This window comes from Komagataeibacter saccharivorans (assembly GCF_003207825.1).
In the GTDB taxonomy this organism is placed as follows: Bacteria; Pseudomonadota; Alphaproteobacteria; order Acetobacterales; family Acetobacteraceae; genus Komagataeibacter; species Komagataeibacter saccharivorans.
This window is the reverse complement of record NZ_NKTY01000005.1, coordinates 1-14,958: the sequence shown is the minus strand read 5'-3', so window position 1 is coordinate 14,958 and position 14,958 is coordinate 1. Positions and strand designations below refer to the sequence as shown.

At 65.0% G+C, this 14,958-nt stretch carries 11 protein-coding genes; all 11 read left to right on the top strand.

The genetic code is table 11. The features are described from left to right. The first annotated feature begins 45 nt into the window (after positions 1-45). The 11 genes from CFR79_RS04700 (at position 46) to CFR79_RS04650 (ending at position 14,922) form a co-directional block, all read left to right on the top strand. Positions 46-1,542 (top strand): Ppx/GppA family phosphatase, encoded by a 1,497-nt coding sequence (locus CFR79_RS04700; protein ID WP_110547093.1) that lies wholly within the window; start codon positions 46-48, stop codon positions 1,540-1,542. Between the two features lie 56 nt (positions 1,543-1,598). Continuing rightward, positions 1,599-2,975: an amidohydrolase family protein gene (locus CFR79_RS04695; protein ID WP_110547092.1), complete on the top strand. Its 1,377-nt coding sequence runs from the start codon at positions 1,599-1,601 to the stop codon at positions 2,973-2,975. A gap of 157 nt (positions 2,976-3,132) precedes the next feature. Then, positions 3,133-4,632, top strand: coding sequence for a xanthine dehydrogenase small subunit (gene xdhA, locus CFR79_RS04690; RefSeq protein WP_110547091.1), 1,500 nt, complete (start codon positions 3,133-3,135; stop codon positions 4,630-4,632). Continuing rightward, positions 4,625-6,982 (top strand): xanthine dehydrogenase molybdopterin binding subunit, encoded by a 2,358-nt coding sequence (xdhB, locus tag CFR79_RS04685; protein WP_181417355.1) that lies wholly within the window; start codon positions 4,625-4,627, stop codon positions 6,980-6,982. Before xdhA ends, xdhB begins: the two co-directional genes overlap by 8 nt. Before the next feature lie 6 nt (positions 6,983-6,988). Continuing rightward, a complete protein-coding gene (xdhC, locus tag CFR79_RS04680) occupies positions 6,989-7,846 on the top strand; it encodes a xanthine dehydrogenase accessory protein XdhC (protein WP_110547090.1) in 858 nt (285 codons plus the stop codon). After that, positions 7,839-8,795 (top strand): LysR family transcriptional regulator, encoded by a 957-nt coding sequence (locus tag CFR79_RS04675; RefSeq protein ID WP_102324495.1) that lies wholly within the window; start codon positions 7,839-7,841, stop codon positions 8,793-8,795. Before xdhC ends, CFR79_RS04675 begins: the two co-directional genes overlap by 8 nt. A gap of 172 nt (positions 8,796-8,967) precedes the next feature. Next, positions 8,968-10,416: a SidA/IucD/PvdA family monooxygenase gene (locus tag CFR79_RS04670; RefSeq protein ID WP_102324494.1), complete on the top strand. Its 1,449-nt coding sequence runs from the start codon at positions 8,968-8,970 to the stop codon at positions 10,414-10,416. 42 nt (positions 10,417-10,458) lie between these two features. After that, positions 10,459-10,695, top strand: a complete 237-nt coding sequence (locus CFR79_RS04665; protein ID WP_102324493.1) for a DUF4089 domain-containing protein — start codon at positions 10,459-10,461, stop codon at positions 10,693-10,695. Next, the gene (locus CFR79_RS04660; RefSeq protein WP_110547089.1) at positions 10,692-12,071 is read left to right on the top strand and encodes an AtzE family amidohydrolase; all 1,380 of its coding nucleotides are present in this window, start codon (positions 10,692-10,694) and stop codon (positions 12,069-12,071) included. The genes CFR79_RS04665 and CFR79_RS04660 overlap by 4 nt, the downstream gene beginning before the upstream one ends. After that, complete coding sequence (locus CFR79_RS04655) at positions 12,065-13,657, top strand: gamma-glutamyltransferase family protein (RefSeq protein WP_110547088.1); 1,593 nt, start codon at positions 12,065-12,067, stop codon at positions 13,655-13,657. Before CFR79_RS04660 ends, CFR79_RS04655 begins: the two co-directional genes overlap by 7 nt. Positions 13,658-13,671: 14 nt before the next feature. Then, positions 13,672-14,922 (top strand): allantoate amidohydrolase, encoded by a 1,251-nt coding sequence (locus CFR79_RS04650; protein WP_110547087.1) that lies wholly within the window; start codon positions 13,672-13,674, stop codon positions 14,920-14,922. Positions 14,923-14,958: the final 36 nt, after the last annotated feature.

Below are 14,958 nucleotides of genomic sequence, written 5' to 3'. Positions count from 1 at the left end.
GGATTACGGTATGGGCGCGGTCATGGCGGCACGGGCGGGCAATGTATGGGGCTGGATGTGACGGGCGGTGGGGGTTTCCGCCGTTCGGCGGTCATAGATCTTGGATCTAACTCCGTCCGGCTTGTGGTGTTTGATGGTATCTCACGCAACCCGATGCCCATCTTCAATGAAAAGGTGGTGTTGCGGCTCGGGCGCGGCCTGAATGCTACGGGGAGGCTGAATGAAGAGGCTCTGCCACTGGCGATGGAAGTCATGGCCCGCTTCAACGCCATCGCGCGCGGGATGGAAGCAAGCCCGTTCGAGGTGCTGGCCACAGCCGCCGTGCGCGATGCCAGCAACGGGCCGGAATTCGTGGCGGGCCTGAAATCGCGCCTGCCTGGCGTGCCGATCCGCATACTGAGCGGGGAGGAGGAAGCCGATTATTCCGCTACCGGCGTGCTGTGCGGCATACCGGACGCCAATGGGCTGGTCGCGGATATCGGCGGGGGGTCGCTGGAACTGATCCGGCTGGAAAATGGGCGCAAGCTTGATGCCTGCACCCTGCCGCTGGGGGTGATCCGGCTGAATGAACGGGCCGATGGCGATCTGGCCCGTGCCCGCGCGCTGACGGATGAAGACCTGTCGGGCGTGGACTGGCTGGATGAGGTGAAGGGGCAGAATCTGTATCTGGTGGGCGGCGCTTTCCGCGCGCTGGCGCGCATGCAGATCGTGCGCACGGCCTATCCGCTCAATATCGTGCATCTTTACCATCTTGGGCCGGATACGGCGCGGGAGATGGCGGACTGGATCATCAGCGCGGGCAAGCGTTCGCTTGAACGCCTGCCGGGCGTGCCGCGTAAACGGCTGGAAGATGCGCCTTTCGCCGCGACCGTTCTGCGTCGGCTCATGCGGCGCACGCAGTCCACGGGGCTGGTCTTCTGCGTCGATGGGCTGCGCGAAGGGTGGTACATGCGCAATGTGGCGGCCAGCGTGGCGGGAAATGACCCGCAGGACGCGGTCGCGCGCGAAATGTGCGGCATGCTTGGCCGCAGCATGACCCTGCCGGAACGGTTGGCGGACTGGACCGTCCCGCTTTTCCCGGACGAACGCGGAGATTTCGCCCGCCTGCGTGGCGTTGCATGCTGGCTGTCGGATGTGGGCGCGCATGACCACCCCGAATACCGGGCGGAACAGACCTATCTGCGTATCCTGCGCATGCAGGGCGTGGGGTACACCCATCAGGCGCGGGCCTTCCTGTCGCTGACGCTTGCGGTACGGTACGGGGCCGACCTGTCGGTGGCCTATCTGCAGCCATCGCGCCAACTGCTCGATCAGGATGATTTTGCCCGCGCCGTGGTGCTGGGGCAGGCGTTGCGGCTGGCCTATACCGTAAGCGGCGGGACCGAGGGACTGCTGGATGGTACGCGGCTGGAATGTGAAGGGGACATCCTGTCCCTTCATTTCGCGCCGGGGCGTGACGTGGTGCAGGGTGAAAGCGTGCGCCGCAGGCTGGAACGGCTGGGCAATGCGATGGGCATGGCGGTCAGGATACGCGACCACTGAAGCGATGCGCCCCTTGGGCGGGGTGTGATTGCGGGTAGCAGCGGGACAGGCGGAACATGGGCATACGACACGGACACACGCGCGACCTGCTGCTGGTTCGTGGCGGCACGGTGGTCACCGGGCAGGCATCGCTGTGCGTGGACGTGCTGTGTGGCGGTGTGGGGGAAATCCTTGCCGTAGGTCCCGATCTGGAGGTGCCATCGGGCTGCGCCGTGGTGGATGCGGGTGGCCTGCTGGTCCTGCCGGGCGGTGTCGATCCCCGAACGGGCATTGGTGCGGATGAAGCCGGCTTTGCCCGTACCGTTGAGGCGCTGGCGGGTGGCACGACCACAATCCTTGACGTGATGCGACCCGACGGTGGCGATCTGGTTGCAGCATGGCACGACTGGCGGCATGCGGCCCGTGGCGCGCATACCGATGTCGGGCTGCATATGGACCTGCCCGGTTATGATGCGTCCGTGTCCCGCGCCATGGAAGAACTGGTGACGTGTCACGGCGTCAATTCCTTCGTGCTGTCCATGATGCGCGGTCGGGAGGATCGCGATATCCTGCAACTGGCCGGTCATGCGGCAGGGCTGGGCGCGCTCTGTCTGATCGAGGCGCAGAATGCGCAGGCGATCGCCTGCCTGCGTGATGAACTGGAACAGGCCGGTATCAGTGGCAGCGAGGCCTGTCCCTTGTACGCCCCGCCACCGGTCGAGGCCGAAGCGACCGCGCGCGCCATCATGCTGGCCGGACTGCGCGGCGCGCCGGTGCAGGTTGGCCCGGTTTCCACGACCCAGTCCGTCGCGGCCCTTGCCGGTGCCCGGTTGTGCGGCCAGCGCGTGGAAGGTCATGTGCTGGCCGCCCATCTGGTCATTGATGAAGCCGTCTATGATCCTGAAGGCGATGCAGGGCATGAGTGCTACATAACCATTCCGCCGTTCAGGGACATGGCCCATCGCCGTGCGCTGTGGGGGGCGCTGGTATCGGGGAATGTGGGCATGGTGGCCAGCGGCTTTTCCCCCGGCGGACGTGACGGACTGGATGCGGGACTGGCCGAACGGATGCGCGTGGTCTGGCAATATGGCGTGCGTTCGGGCGTGCTGACGGTGGAGGAATTCGTGGCCGTTACAGCCGAAGCCCCGGCCCGCGCCTTCAATATCTATCCGCGCAAGGGGGCGATCATGCCCGGTGCGGATGCCGATCTGGTATTATGGGACCCGGAGGCGGAGGAACGATGCCCGCCGGACGCGGACAGTCTTTATGCCGGGATCATGCTGGGCGGTCGTGCCGTGCAGGTGGTGCGCGGCGGTATGACGGTGTGGAAAAACGGTGATGTGCAGCCCGGTGGCGGATACGGGGCCTATGTGCCGCGTCCAGCCTTCCGTTCCACGCTGTCCACGCATATGCGACAGGCGAGCCGGCTGTCGCTACGTGACGGGAATATATAGGGTCCAATACAGTAATGGCTTTTGGCTTCCCTTTAACCGGGGTGACAATGTAAGACTGGGTCCCATATATTATAAATAACACCATGAAATGGCTGTTCCGGCTGTCTGCCTTGAGGGGGGTGAGGCAGTCCTGTGGCCACGCTTAGAGGGAACAGAATTGACGGGGACCAGACACGACGTTCGTTTCTATGTTGGAAACGAATATCATACGTTGGCGGATATCGCGCCGACACGCACGCTGCTGGACTGGCTGCGTGAAGACCGTGGCCTGACCGGCACCAAGGAAGGCTGTAACGAAGGCGATTGCGGGGCCTGCACGGTACTCGTGGTCAGGCTGGAAGGGGACCGGCTGGTCTGGCGGGCGGTCAATGCCTGCATCCAGTTTGTCGCCATGCTGGATGGCGCGCAGGTGCTGACGATCGAGGACATGCGCGCCCCGGATGGCAGCCTGCACCCGGTCCAGCAGGCCATGGTGGACCAGCATGGGTCGCAATGCGGCTTCTGCACGCCGGGTTTCGTCATGTCGATGGTGGCCGGGCGCAAGGCGGACGGACTGGCGCAGGACGAACATGGCATTGACGACATGCTGGCGGGCAACCTGTGCCGCTGCACGGGGTATGCGCCCATCGTGCGCGCCATGCGGCAGGCCATGCAGGCCGGTCCCGATCATTTCGACGCCATGGCGCAGGACATGGCCGATCGTCTGCGCCGCCTGCGCGACGGGGCCACGGTCGATATCAGCGGGCCGACAGGCCGCCTGACCATTCCGGCCACCGCCGATGCGCTGGCCAGCACGCTGCTCGCCAGTCCCGATGCGCGCATTGTGGCCGGGGCAACCGATGTCGGGCTGTGGGTGACAAAGGGGCTGCGCGTGCTGCCGCATATCGTCCCCATTGGCGGCATTGCCGATCTGCACCGGATCGAGCGCGGGCCGGACGCCCTGTATATCGGGGCCGCCGTAACGTGGCAGGAAGCCCGTGCTGCCCTGACTGAAATACTGCCCCAGCCGGATGATGAGGTCATCCGCCGCATCGGCTCGGTGCAGGTGCGTAACGCCGGGACGGTATGTGGCAATATCGCCAACGGATCGCCCATCGGTGATGGACCGCCGGTCCTGATCGCGGCGGGGGCGCGTCTGCACCTGCGTCGTGGCGATGTGCGGCGCACCATAGCGCTGGAAGACTTCTTCATTGATTATGGCAGGCAGGACCGTGCGCCGGGCGAGTTTGTGGAAGGGGTGAGCATTCCCGTGCCCGGACCGCAGACCGTTATCCGGGCATGGAAAATCTCCAAGCGGTTCGATCAGGACATTTCCGCCATCCTTGGTGCGTTTTCCCTGACGATCACCCCCGATGGCACCATTGAAAACGCCCGCGTGGCATTTGGCGGCATGGCGGCGACACCGCGCCGCGCCAGCCGCACGGAAGCAGCGCTGGTGGGTCGCAAATGGGATGAAACCACGCTGGAAGCCGCCCGTCAGGCGATTGCACAGGATTTTGCCCCCATTACCGATATGCGTGCCAGTGACTGGTACCGCCGTACGGTCGCAGCCAACCTGCTGACACGGCTTTACGCTGATTGCGGGCCGGATGCGGCACGCGCGCCGATCAGTGTGCGCACGGCCTGCAAAGCTGCCGGAGAACACGCCCATGGCTGATGGAAACAGCTTCGTCACGCCCGTCGCGGGCGATGGTATCGTGCCGGGCGGGGCTACCCGCAGCCTGCGCCATGAAAGTGCGGCCATGCATGTGCAGGGCAGCGCGAACTATATCGACGACCTGCCCGAACCCCGTGGCACGCTGCATCTGGTGCCGGGGCTGAGCACGCGCGCCCATGCCCGCATCCTATCCATGGACCTGAGTGCGGTCAGGCAGGCCGAAGGCGTGGTGGGGGTCTATACCGCCGCCGATATTCCGGGCGATAACCAGATCAGCCCGGTGGGCAAGGGCGATGAACCGCTGCTGGCGTCCGATCTGGTGTCGTTCTACGGCCAGCCCCTGTTTGTCGTTGCCGCGACGACACGGGGTGCTGCCCGTCGCGCCGCCCGTCTGGCGCAGGTGGAATACGAAGACCTGCCTGCCATACTGGACGTGGCACAGGCTCGTGCGGCCGGTAGCCCGATGGTGTGGCGGCCAATGGAGATGAAGCGCGGCGACGCGCTGGCCGGTCTGGCCCATGCACCGCGCAGGCTTTCGGGCCGCATTACTGTGGGCGGGCAGGAACATTTCTATCTGGAAGGGCAGATCGCCCTTGCCACGCCGGGGGAGGAGGGGGAGATGACCGTCATTTCCTCCACCCAGCATCCGACCGAAACCCAGCACATGATCGCCCATGTTCTGGATCGTCCCGCCAACCTCATCACGACCGAGGTGCGGCGCATGGGCGGCGGCTTCGGCGGCAAGGAAACGCAGGCCAATGCCTGCGCCTGCCTTGCGGCGCTGGTGGCGGACCGGACCGGACGCGCGGCCAAGATGCGTCTGGACCGCGACGACGACATGACCATGACCGGCAAGCGGCATGATTTCGTCATTGATTACGATGTCGGCTTTACCGATGAAGGGCGCATCCTTGCAGTGGACATGCTGCTGGCCGCGCGTTGCGGCTGGTCCGCCGACCTGTCCGGCCCGGTCATCGACCGTGCCCTGTTCCATGCCGATAACGCCTATTTCTATCCCGATGTGCGGCTGCGTTCCGAACCGCTGCGCACCAATACGCAGTCCAACACCGCCTATCGCGGTTTTGGCGGCCCGCAGGGCGTGGTCGCGGCGGAACGGGTGATCGAGGAAGTGGCCTTCGCCACCGGCCTTGATCCGCTGGAAGTGCGGCTGCGCAACGTATACGGCACGCATGACCGCAACGTGACGCCCTATAACATGGTGGTCGAGGACTCGATCAGCGCCGAACTGGTGCCCGAACTGGCCCGGCGCTGCCATTACGCGGCGCGGCGCGCGGCCACGCGGGCTTTCAATGCGGCCAGCCCCTATCTGCGGCGGGGCATCGCGCTGACGCCGGTGAAGTTCGGCATCTCCTTTACCGCCACCCATTACAATCAGGCTGGCGCGCTGGTTCACGTCTATACCGATGGCTCGGTTCAGGTGAACCATGGCGGCACCGAAATGGGGCAGGGACTGCATACCAAGATGGTACAGGTCGCCATGCGGGAATTCGGCCTTGGCACGGATCAGGTCCGCATCACCGCCACCACCACGGGCAAGGTGCCCAATACATCCGCCACCGCAGCGTCCAGCGGGGCGGACCTTAACGGCATGGCGGTGCTGGACGCCGTGCGGCGCATCAAGCGCAGGCTGGTTGAATTCGCCGCTGCCCACTGGAACGTGGGCGAGGACGAGGTGCGCTTCGCGCCTGATGGCGTGCATGTGGGCAGCAAGGTCATCGCATTTTCGCATCTGACACGGCAGGCCTATTTTGCGCGTGTGTCGATGTCGGCCAACGGGTTTTACAAGACGCCCAAGATCTCATGGAACGGTGATACGGGGCAGGGTCGTCCCTTCTACTATTTCGCATATGGCGCTGCCTGTTCGGAGGTCGTGATCGACCTGCTGACGGGCGAGACTAGGATCGAGCGTGTCGATATCCTGCACGATGCCGGACAGTCGCTTAACCCGGCGCTGGACATTGGCCAGATCGAGGGGGGCTTCGTGCAGGGTGCGGGTTGGCTGACATGCGAGGAACTGGTATGGGACCGCAATGGCCGCCTGCGCACGCATGCGCCCAGCACCTACAAGATCCCGGCCTGTTCGGATCGTCCGCGCATATTCAATGTGGAACTGCTGGAAAACACGCCGAACCGCGAACACACCATTTTCCGGTCCAAGGCGGTGGGCGAACCGCCCTTCGTGCATGGGGTTTCGGTGTTCATGGCCATTTCCGATGCGCTGGCCAGTCTGGATAACTATCGCACCTGTCCCGGACTGGACGCCCCCGCCACACCGGAAATGATCCTGCGCACGGCGGAGCGCATGCGCCACGGCAGCGTGCCTGCCTGACCCGTCATGAACATGACAATGCGTGCGGATCTGGAGCGGTGGCGGCATGAAGGCCAGCCCATCGCCCGGATACGCGTGTCGGTCGCGCGGGGGTCAACCCCGCGGGAGGCTGGCACTTTCATGCTGGTCACGCCTACAGCCCAGACCGGCACGATCGGGGGCGGCGATCTGGAATGGAACGGTATTCAGGCCGCCCGCGACCTGCTGGCCCATGGCGGCGGCCCGGTTGACCTGCCGGTCAGTCTGGGCGGCCATTCGGGTCAGTGCTGCGGGGGGGAGGTGGTGCTTACCCTTGATGTGCCCGATGCCGGTGCGCTGGACGGGATCATGACGGCGCTGGAATGCGAACGTCACAGCCAGCCGCTGCTGCTGCTGTTCGGGGCGGGCCATGTCGGGCGTGCGCTGGCGCATGTGCTGGCCCCGCTGCCGCTGCGGCTGGCATGGTGCGATTCGCGGCCCGAGGAATTCGGTGCCGTCATCCCCCCCGGTGTGAAGGTGCATGATGACGGAAACTGGGAACGGCTGGTTGCCACCGCCCCGCCGGGATCGGGCGCGCTGGTCCTGACACAGAGCCACGCCCTTGACAGCCTGATTGTTGCGTCCATCCTCGAACGCGGGGATTTCCGGTATGTCGGGCTGATCGGCTCACACACCAAGCGCCGCCGGTTTGAAGCGGGCTTTCGTCAGATCGGCCTGCCGGAGGAGCGGATCGCCACCATGATCTGCCCGATCGGGGACAGGGGCGTCCGTGACAAGCGCCCTCCGGTCATCGCGGCACTGGTGGCGGCAGAAATTATCACGCATTTCCTGCACCCTGCGTGCCGGGATGGTGAGGGAGACGGGGTGACCAGACCAGATGAATGATCCGCTAGCCCGTACGCCGCGCATGATGCGCCTGCATGCGCGTGGCATTTCGTATTTCAACGCCGTGCGGGAATGCCGTTCCATACGCGAGGCGGCGCGGCGGCTTAACGTCACGCCATCCGCCCTGACACGCCAGCTTGCCCAGATGGAAGCGGAAATCGGCGCGCCCCTGTTCGACCGCCTGCCCGATGGCATGGTGCTGACGGAAGTGGGCACGATCATGGCCCGCCATATCGTAACGGTCATGCAGGACGCCGCGCGGACGGAAGAACAGATCAACGCCCTGTCGGGCCGTCATGACGGGCGGCTGCGCATCATGGCGGTGGAAGGGATCGCGGGCCAGCTCCTGCCTGCCCTGCTCGAACGCATCATTTCCGCCTATCCCGCCGTTGAACTGCATGTGGAGGTGGGGGCGCCCAAGACCATCGTATCGGCCCTGCAGGACGGACGGGTAGATCTTGGCATCGCCTTTTCGCTGGCCCTGTATCCCGAACTGCGGCGCGTGGCGGTGGCGCATTTTCCCGTGGGTGCGGTGGTGCGCGCCGATCATCCGCTGGCGCATCTGCGCACCGTCACCATCGAGGAATGCGTGGCCTACCGCCTGATCCTGCCCACGCGCACCCTGTCGCTTTACCGCGTCATGGAACCCATGCTGCGGTCGTGGCAGGACCGGCTGAACGTGGTGTTGCATACCGGGTCGATCGAACTGACCAACCGCATGGTGCAGGCGGGGGTGGGGCTGGCGTTCCAGTCGCCGCTGGCCGTGGGCGTGGGACCGGGACACGATACCCTGCGGCACGTCCCGCTGCGCGACACGCGCGCGGTGACCGATCTGGGGGCCTATGTGCGCGAATCCCGCTGGCTGCCGCCGTTGCTGGAGACGGTAATCGAGGAACTGCGCCAGGAACTGCGCCGTGTGCAGGGTGTCAGCGACGAGCGCGTTGTCTGACCCTCGTTGCGTTTTTGGCAACGGAACGATGAAATCATTATACTAGACGAAACACCCCCCGCCCTGATTAGATTTCCCCATCACGGTGCGGTTGGGGGATATCCGTTATGGCGTCGGGGGACGTCAGACGGGACTGCATCAATAAACGAAAAATACAGACGGGGATCCGCATATGGACACCAACACGCAGGCAATAGCCGGGGGGCTTGCAGCACTGGATGCGGCAGTGCGACGGGATCTGGAAATCATCCGGTATCCCCGCAAGGAATGGATACCTCCCATGGAGCGCGACGGCCAACGCGTGCTGGATGTGGCCATTATCGGCGCAGGGCAGGGTGGTCTTGCCACTGCATTCGCGCTCAAGCGCAGCAATATCACCAATGTCCGTATTTTCGACCGTGCCGGCCGGGGTGGGGAAGGCCCGTGGGTGACGTTCGCGCGTATGATCACGCTGCGTACGCCCAAATACGTGACCGGCCCGGACCTTGGCGTGCCGTCGCTTACGCCGCGTTCATGGTACGAAGCCCGTTATGGCGCCAAGGCATGGGAAGAACTGGACAAGATTCCCCGTGATGACTGGCAGGCCTATCTGGACTGGTATCGCGATATCCTCGACCTGCCGGTTGCAAACGATCACGAATTCACTGGCGTTACATGGGACGATGGCCTGCTGCGCCTGTCCTTCCGCCGCCCCGATGGATCGACCCATGTGCATTATGCGCGCAAGCTGGTGCTGGCCACCGGCATCGAGGGCTGTGGTGCGTGGCATGTGCCCGACTTCATCCGCGATACCCTGCCGCGTGACCGTTATGCCCATACATCCGAAGCCATCGATTTCGCAGCCCTGAAGGGCAAGCGCATTGGCGTGCTGGGTGCTGGTGCATCGGCGTTCGATAATGCGGCGACGGCGCTGGAACAGGGTGCGGGCAGTGTCACGCTGTGCCTGCGGCGTAAGGAAATCCCGTCCATCAACCCGTATCGCTGGATGGAGAACACCGGCTTCCTCGCATATTATCCCGCCCTGTCGGATGAACTGCGCTGGGGCTTCATGCGCCGGATTTTCGATCTGAACCAGCCGCCGCCGCAGGATACGTTCTGGCGTTGCCGTCGTCACAAATCCTTTTCCTTCCGCACTGGCTGTCCGTGGACGGGCGTGCGCATGGATGGCGACGAGATCGTGGTCGAATCACCCACCGGCGAAATGCGATTCGATTTCGTAATCATCGGCACCGGCTTTGCGACCGATCTGTCGCTGCGGCCCGAAACGAAATCCTTCGCGCCGTCCGTAGCACTATGGGGTGAGCGGTATACCGCGCCGGCCGGTTCGGAAAGTGCTGTGCTGGAAAGCTACCCGTATCTGGGTGATTCCTATCAGTTCCAGCCGCGCCGCGCGGATGACCCGCTGGCGCCGATGCTGGCCAACATCCACAACTTCACGTTCTCGGCCACGCCCAGCATGGGGCTTTCCGGCGCGTCCATCAGCGGCATGCGCTTTGGTGTGGAACGTCTGGTGCGCGGGCTTGGGCGTGACCTGTACGTAGCGGATGGCAGGCAGCATCTGGAAAGTCTGCTGGCCTATGACGTGCCGGAACTGGTCAGCCTTGACCCGCCTGTTGCATGATACGTCCCGGGTAGATCTATCCATTCGGGAGAAAGTGAACAGATGAGCAGCGCAGCAAGCGTTTCACCTTCCGCGCCGGGAACACCCGGCGCGGCGGGGCATGATGACCGCAAGGTTCCCCCCGTGGCCGATATGGCGCGTATTATCGGCCTGTCGATACCGGCGGCCTGCCTGCCCGATGTCGTGGCGAATACGGCCCTGCTGCAGGGTTATGCCGACCTGTTGGGCGGGTTTGCGCTGCCCGATGACTGTGAACCCGCCTACGAGTACACACCATGAGCGTCGTGACATGCTCCCGCGGGGCCGCGCTGGCCATCGCGGCGGATGTGCGCGCTGGCCGTCGCAGTGCGGTATCGGTCGTGACGGGCGTGATCGCGGATATGGAAATCCGCGATACGCGCTTTAACAGTGTCACGCGCATCCTCGGTGCCGCCGCCGTGGCGCAGGCCGAGGAAGTGGACCGGGCGGTAGCGGCAGGTAAGGACCCCGGCCCGCTGGCTGGCGTGCCCTTTGGCGTGAAAGACCTGTTCGACGTGCGTGGCGAAGTCACCACGGCAGGCTCCATCGTGCTGCGTGACAACCTGCCCGCCACGGCGGACGCCACGGTCGTCGCACGCCTGCGTGCGGCAGGCGCGGTGCCGGTCGCCACGCTGAACATGGATGAGTTCGCCTACGGCTTTTCCACCGAAAATGCCCATAGCGGCACAACCCGTAACCCGCATGATCCGGCCCGTCTGGCCGGTGGTTCATCAGGCGGGTCGGCGGCGTCCGTCGCGGCGGGGATGCTGCCCTTTACGCTGGGGTCGGACACCAATGGCTCCATCCGTGTTCCGTCTTCGCTGTGCGGGGTGTGGGGCCTGAAGCCGACCTATGGCCAGATGCCCCTGAAGGGCGTTTACCCGTTTGTCGCAAGCCTTGATGTCGTGGGTCCGATGGCCAGCACGGTCGAGGACCTGCAGGCCGTCTACAGCATCATGGCCGGTGCGCCGCCGCTTGCGCTGCCGGATGTGGGTGACGTGCGCGTGGCGCGGCTGGGTGGCTGGTTCGCCAGTAATATCAGTCCTGAACTGACGGCGGGCATTGATGCGGTCATGGCCCATCTGGGGCGTGATCGGGTGATCGAACTGCCCGAGGTCGCGCGTGCGCGGGCCTCCGCTTTCCTTATCAGTGCGGCGGAGGGGGGCAACCTGCACCTGCCGCGCCTGCGCCGCCGCGCCATGCAGTATGACCCGGCAACACGGGGCCGCCTTATGGCCGGGGCTATGCTGCCCGCTGCCACTTTCGTGCAGGCCCAGCGTTTCCGTCGGTGGTTCCGTGAACAGGTCCACGCCGCCCTTGCGCAGGCGGATGTGTTCATAGCGCCCGCGACGGTCGGGGTTGCGCCGCGTATCGACCAGCCTACCATCACGCTGGATGGCAAGACTGTGTCCGCCCGCGCCAATCTGGGCATTTTCACCCAGCCGATCAGTCTTACGGGGCTGCCGGTGCTGGCGGCGCCGCTGGCGGTTGATGGCCTGCCGCTGGGCATCCAGCTTATCGGCAGGCCGGGTGGCGAGGACAGGCTGTTCGCGGTGGCTGGTGAACTGCAACGTGCCGGCCTGGCGCGCTGCCAGCCACTGGATGCGGGTTACGCCCGAAAGGATAGCGGATGCTGAATACGCCGCGTTCATGCCGGGGGATGGTGACATCCCCGCACCATCTGGCCAGTCAGGCCGGGCTGGATGTGCTCAAGGCCGGTGGTACCGCGCTGGAAGCCGCCGTTGCGACGGCGGCGGCGCTGGCTGTCGTCTATCCGCATATGACCGGGATCGGCGGCGATGCGTTCTGGCTGACCATGTGGCCCGATGGGCGGGTGGAAACCATTGATGCCTGCGGCGCTGCGGCGCAGCGGGCCGATGCCGGTTTTTACCATGCCGCCGGGCTTGATGCGATTCCCTGGCGTGGGCCGCTTGCGGCCAATACGGTCGCGGGCACGGTATCGGGATGGGATATGGCGCTGGCGTGGAGCCATGAAGTGGCCCCCGGCCTGCCGCTGGGCCGCGTGCTACGCGATGCGATATACTATGCTGAACAGGGCGTGCCCGTTACCGCCAGCGCTGCGGACATCACGCGTGAAAAGGCCGGTGAACTGAAGGATGTGCCCGGTTTCCGGGACCTGTTCATGCCCGGTGGCCGCCTGCCGCAGGTAGGTGACATCCTGCACAATCCCCGTCTGGCCGGGACATTGCGGCAACTGGCTGATGAAGGACTGTCCAGCTTCTACCATGGTACGGTTGCGCGTGAACTGGCCGCCGACCTGCGCGATCTGGGTAGTCCGCTTGCACTGGCCGACCTGCAGGCGCACAAGGCCAGTCATCAGCCAGCACTCCATGCCCGTATCCACGGGGCTGACCTGTTCAACATGGCCCCACCCACGCAGGGCGTCGCATCGCTGCTGATCCTTGCGCTGTTTGACCGGCTCAAGGCCGCGAAGGCGGATGATTTCGATTACCTGCATGGTCTGGTCGAAGCCACCAAGCAGGCGTTCCGCTACCGTGATACGCATGTGGGCGATCCCGCCTACATGACGGTGCAGGCGCAGGACATTCTTGATGACCGCAAGGCGCTTGACCGCATGGCGCATGCCATTGATCCGGCGCATGCGGCCCCGTGGCCGTGGCCATCGCAGGCAGGCGATACGGTGTGGCTGGGTGTGATCGATTCCGACGGTCTGGCCGTCAGCATGATCCAGAGCCTGTATTTCGAATATGGTTCGGGCATCGTGCTGCCGCGCACCGGCGTTGTCTGGCAGAACCGTGGCACCAGCTTTGGCCTTGATCCCGAAGGGTGGAATGGCCTGCGCCCCGGTCGCAAGCCGTTTCATACCCTCAACCCCGCAGGCGCGCGTTTCGATGACGGACGCACCATGGTGTACGGCACCATGGGCGGGGAAGGACAGCCACAGACGCAGGCCGCCATCTTCAGCCGTTACGCGCGGTATGGCGTGCCGTTGCAGGCGGCTGTTACCGCCCCGCGCTGGCTGCTGGGCCGTACGTGGGGCGAGACGAGCGTCAGCCTGAAATATGAAGACCGCTTCGATCCGGCGGTCATCGCGCGCATGCAGGCGGCGGGCCACCAGATGGAACGCGTCGAGCCGTTTTCATCCAGGATGGGACATGCGGGCGCGCTTGTGCGTCATGCGTCCGGCCTGCTGGAAGGGGCAACCGATCCCCGCAGCGATGGATGCGTGGCGGCATGGTAGAGGAGACAGTCTGTATGGACCGACCATCCGGCGCACGCGCGGTCGCGCGTTGCACCGAACTGGGCCGCGCGCCGTATTCCCAGATGGAGGACGGCCTGTTCCGTCCCTATCTCGGCCCGTCCTACCGCGCGACCTGCGACCGGCTGGCGGAATGGATGACGCAGGCGGGCATGACCACTCGCATGGATGCGGCGGGTAACCTGATCGGCCGTTACGAAGGGTTGACCCCCGATGCCCCGTCGCTGCTGATCGGTTCGCATATCGACAGCGTGCGTGATGGCGGTTTTTTCGATGGCATGCTGGGCGTCATCCTCGGGATTGAGGCGGTGGCCCATTTCGCACGGGCGGGAAAGCGCTTTCCCTTCGCGCTGGAAGTCATCGGTTTTGGTGACGAGGAAGGTTCACGCTTTCCCTCCGGCATGCTCACCTCCCACGCCGTAGCGGGCGTGCTGGAAGCGCCCGATCCGGATATGCCCGACTGGGCGGAAACCGCGACACTGGCCACCGCCTTGCAGGAATTCGGGCTGGATGCCGGGCGCATGCACGAAGCATCGCGCCGGGGCGATCCTGTCCTTGCCTATGTCGAGGCGCATATAGAACAGGGGCCGGTTCTGGAATCGGAAGGCCGCGCCCTGGGCGTGGTCAGCGCCATCGCGGCCCAGCACCGCTATCGCGTCACGTATCGTGGCATGGCGGGCCATGCCGGAACGGTGGCCATGCCCCTGCGCCGCGACGCGCTGGCGGGTACGGCGGAAGTCATTCTTGCCGCCGAACGCATTGCGCGCGCGGGCACGGACGGTCTGGTGGCCACGGTCGGTTCGCTGCATGTCATGCCGGGGGCCGCAAATGTGGTGCCGGGGGAAGTGGTGTTCACCGTCGATGTCCGTGCCGGCACCAACGCGGTGCGCGACCGGGCAGCGGAAGAAATCCTCGCCGTAATCCGGCAGGTTGCGGCACGGCGCGATCTGGAACTCGACATTGCCCTGCAGCAGGATCTGGACGCCACGCCCTGCGATTCTGTGCTGACGGAACTTATGGAACAGGCGGTGGGCGATGTCAGCGGTGCGCCCGCGCGCCTGCTGGTCAGCGGTGCCGGGCATGATGCGATGATCATGGCGCATCTGGCCCCGGTATCCATGCTGTTCATCCGCTGTGCAGGCGGGATCAGCCACAACCCGGCCGAATCCGTAACAGATGCGGACACGGACGAAGCCCTGCGCGCGATGACCACTTTTATCGGACTTTTTGAGAGACGTTTCGGATGACCCAGACATTTTACGGCCAGATCAACCCTCCCGCCC

Bases quoted from the DNA above. Each gene is read 5' to 3' on its own strand.
- CFR79_RS04665 (WP_102324493.1), top strand. From the start codon at position 10,459: ATGAGCAGCGCAGCAAGCGTTTCACCTTCCGCGCCGGGAACACCCGGC.
- CFR79_RS04700 (WP_110547093.1), top strand. From the start codon at position 46: ATGGGGCTGGATGTGACGGGCGGTGGGGGTTTCCGCCGTTCGGCGGTC.
- xdhB (WP_181417355.1), top strand. From the start codon at position 4,625: ATGGCTGATGGAAACAGCTTCGTCACGCCCGTCGCGGGCGATGGTATC.
- xdhC (WP_110547090.1), top strand. From the start codon at position 6,989: ATGAACATGACAATGCGTGCGGATCTGGAGCGGTGGCGGCATGAAGGC.
- CFR79_RS04650 (WP_110547087.1), top strand. From the start codon at position 13,672: ATGGACCGACCATCCGGCGCACGCGCGGTCGCGCGTTGCACCGAACTG.
- CFR79_RS04695 (WP_110547092.1), top strand. From the start codon at position 1,599: ATGGGCATACGACACGGACACACGCGCGACCTGCTGCTGGTTCGTGGC.
- CFR79_RS04660 (WP_110547089.1), top strand. From the start codon at position 10,692: ATGAGCGTCGTGACATGCTCCCGCGGGGCCGCGCTGGCCATCGCGGCG.
- CFR79_RS04675 (WP_102324495.1), top strand. From the start codon at position 7,839: ATGAATGATCCGCTAGCCCGTACGCCGCGCATGATGCGCCTGCATGCG.
- CFR79_RS04655 (WP_110547088.1), top strand. From the start codon at position 12,065: ATGCTGAATACGCCGCGTTCATGCCGGGGGATGGTGACATCCCCGCAC.
- CFR79_RS04670 (WP_102324494.1), top strand. From the start codon at position 8,968: ATGGACACCAACACGCAGGCAATAGCCGGGGGGCTTGCAGCACTGGAT.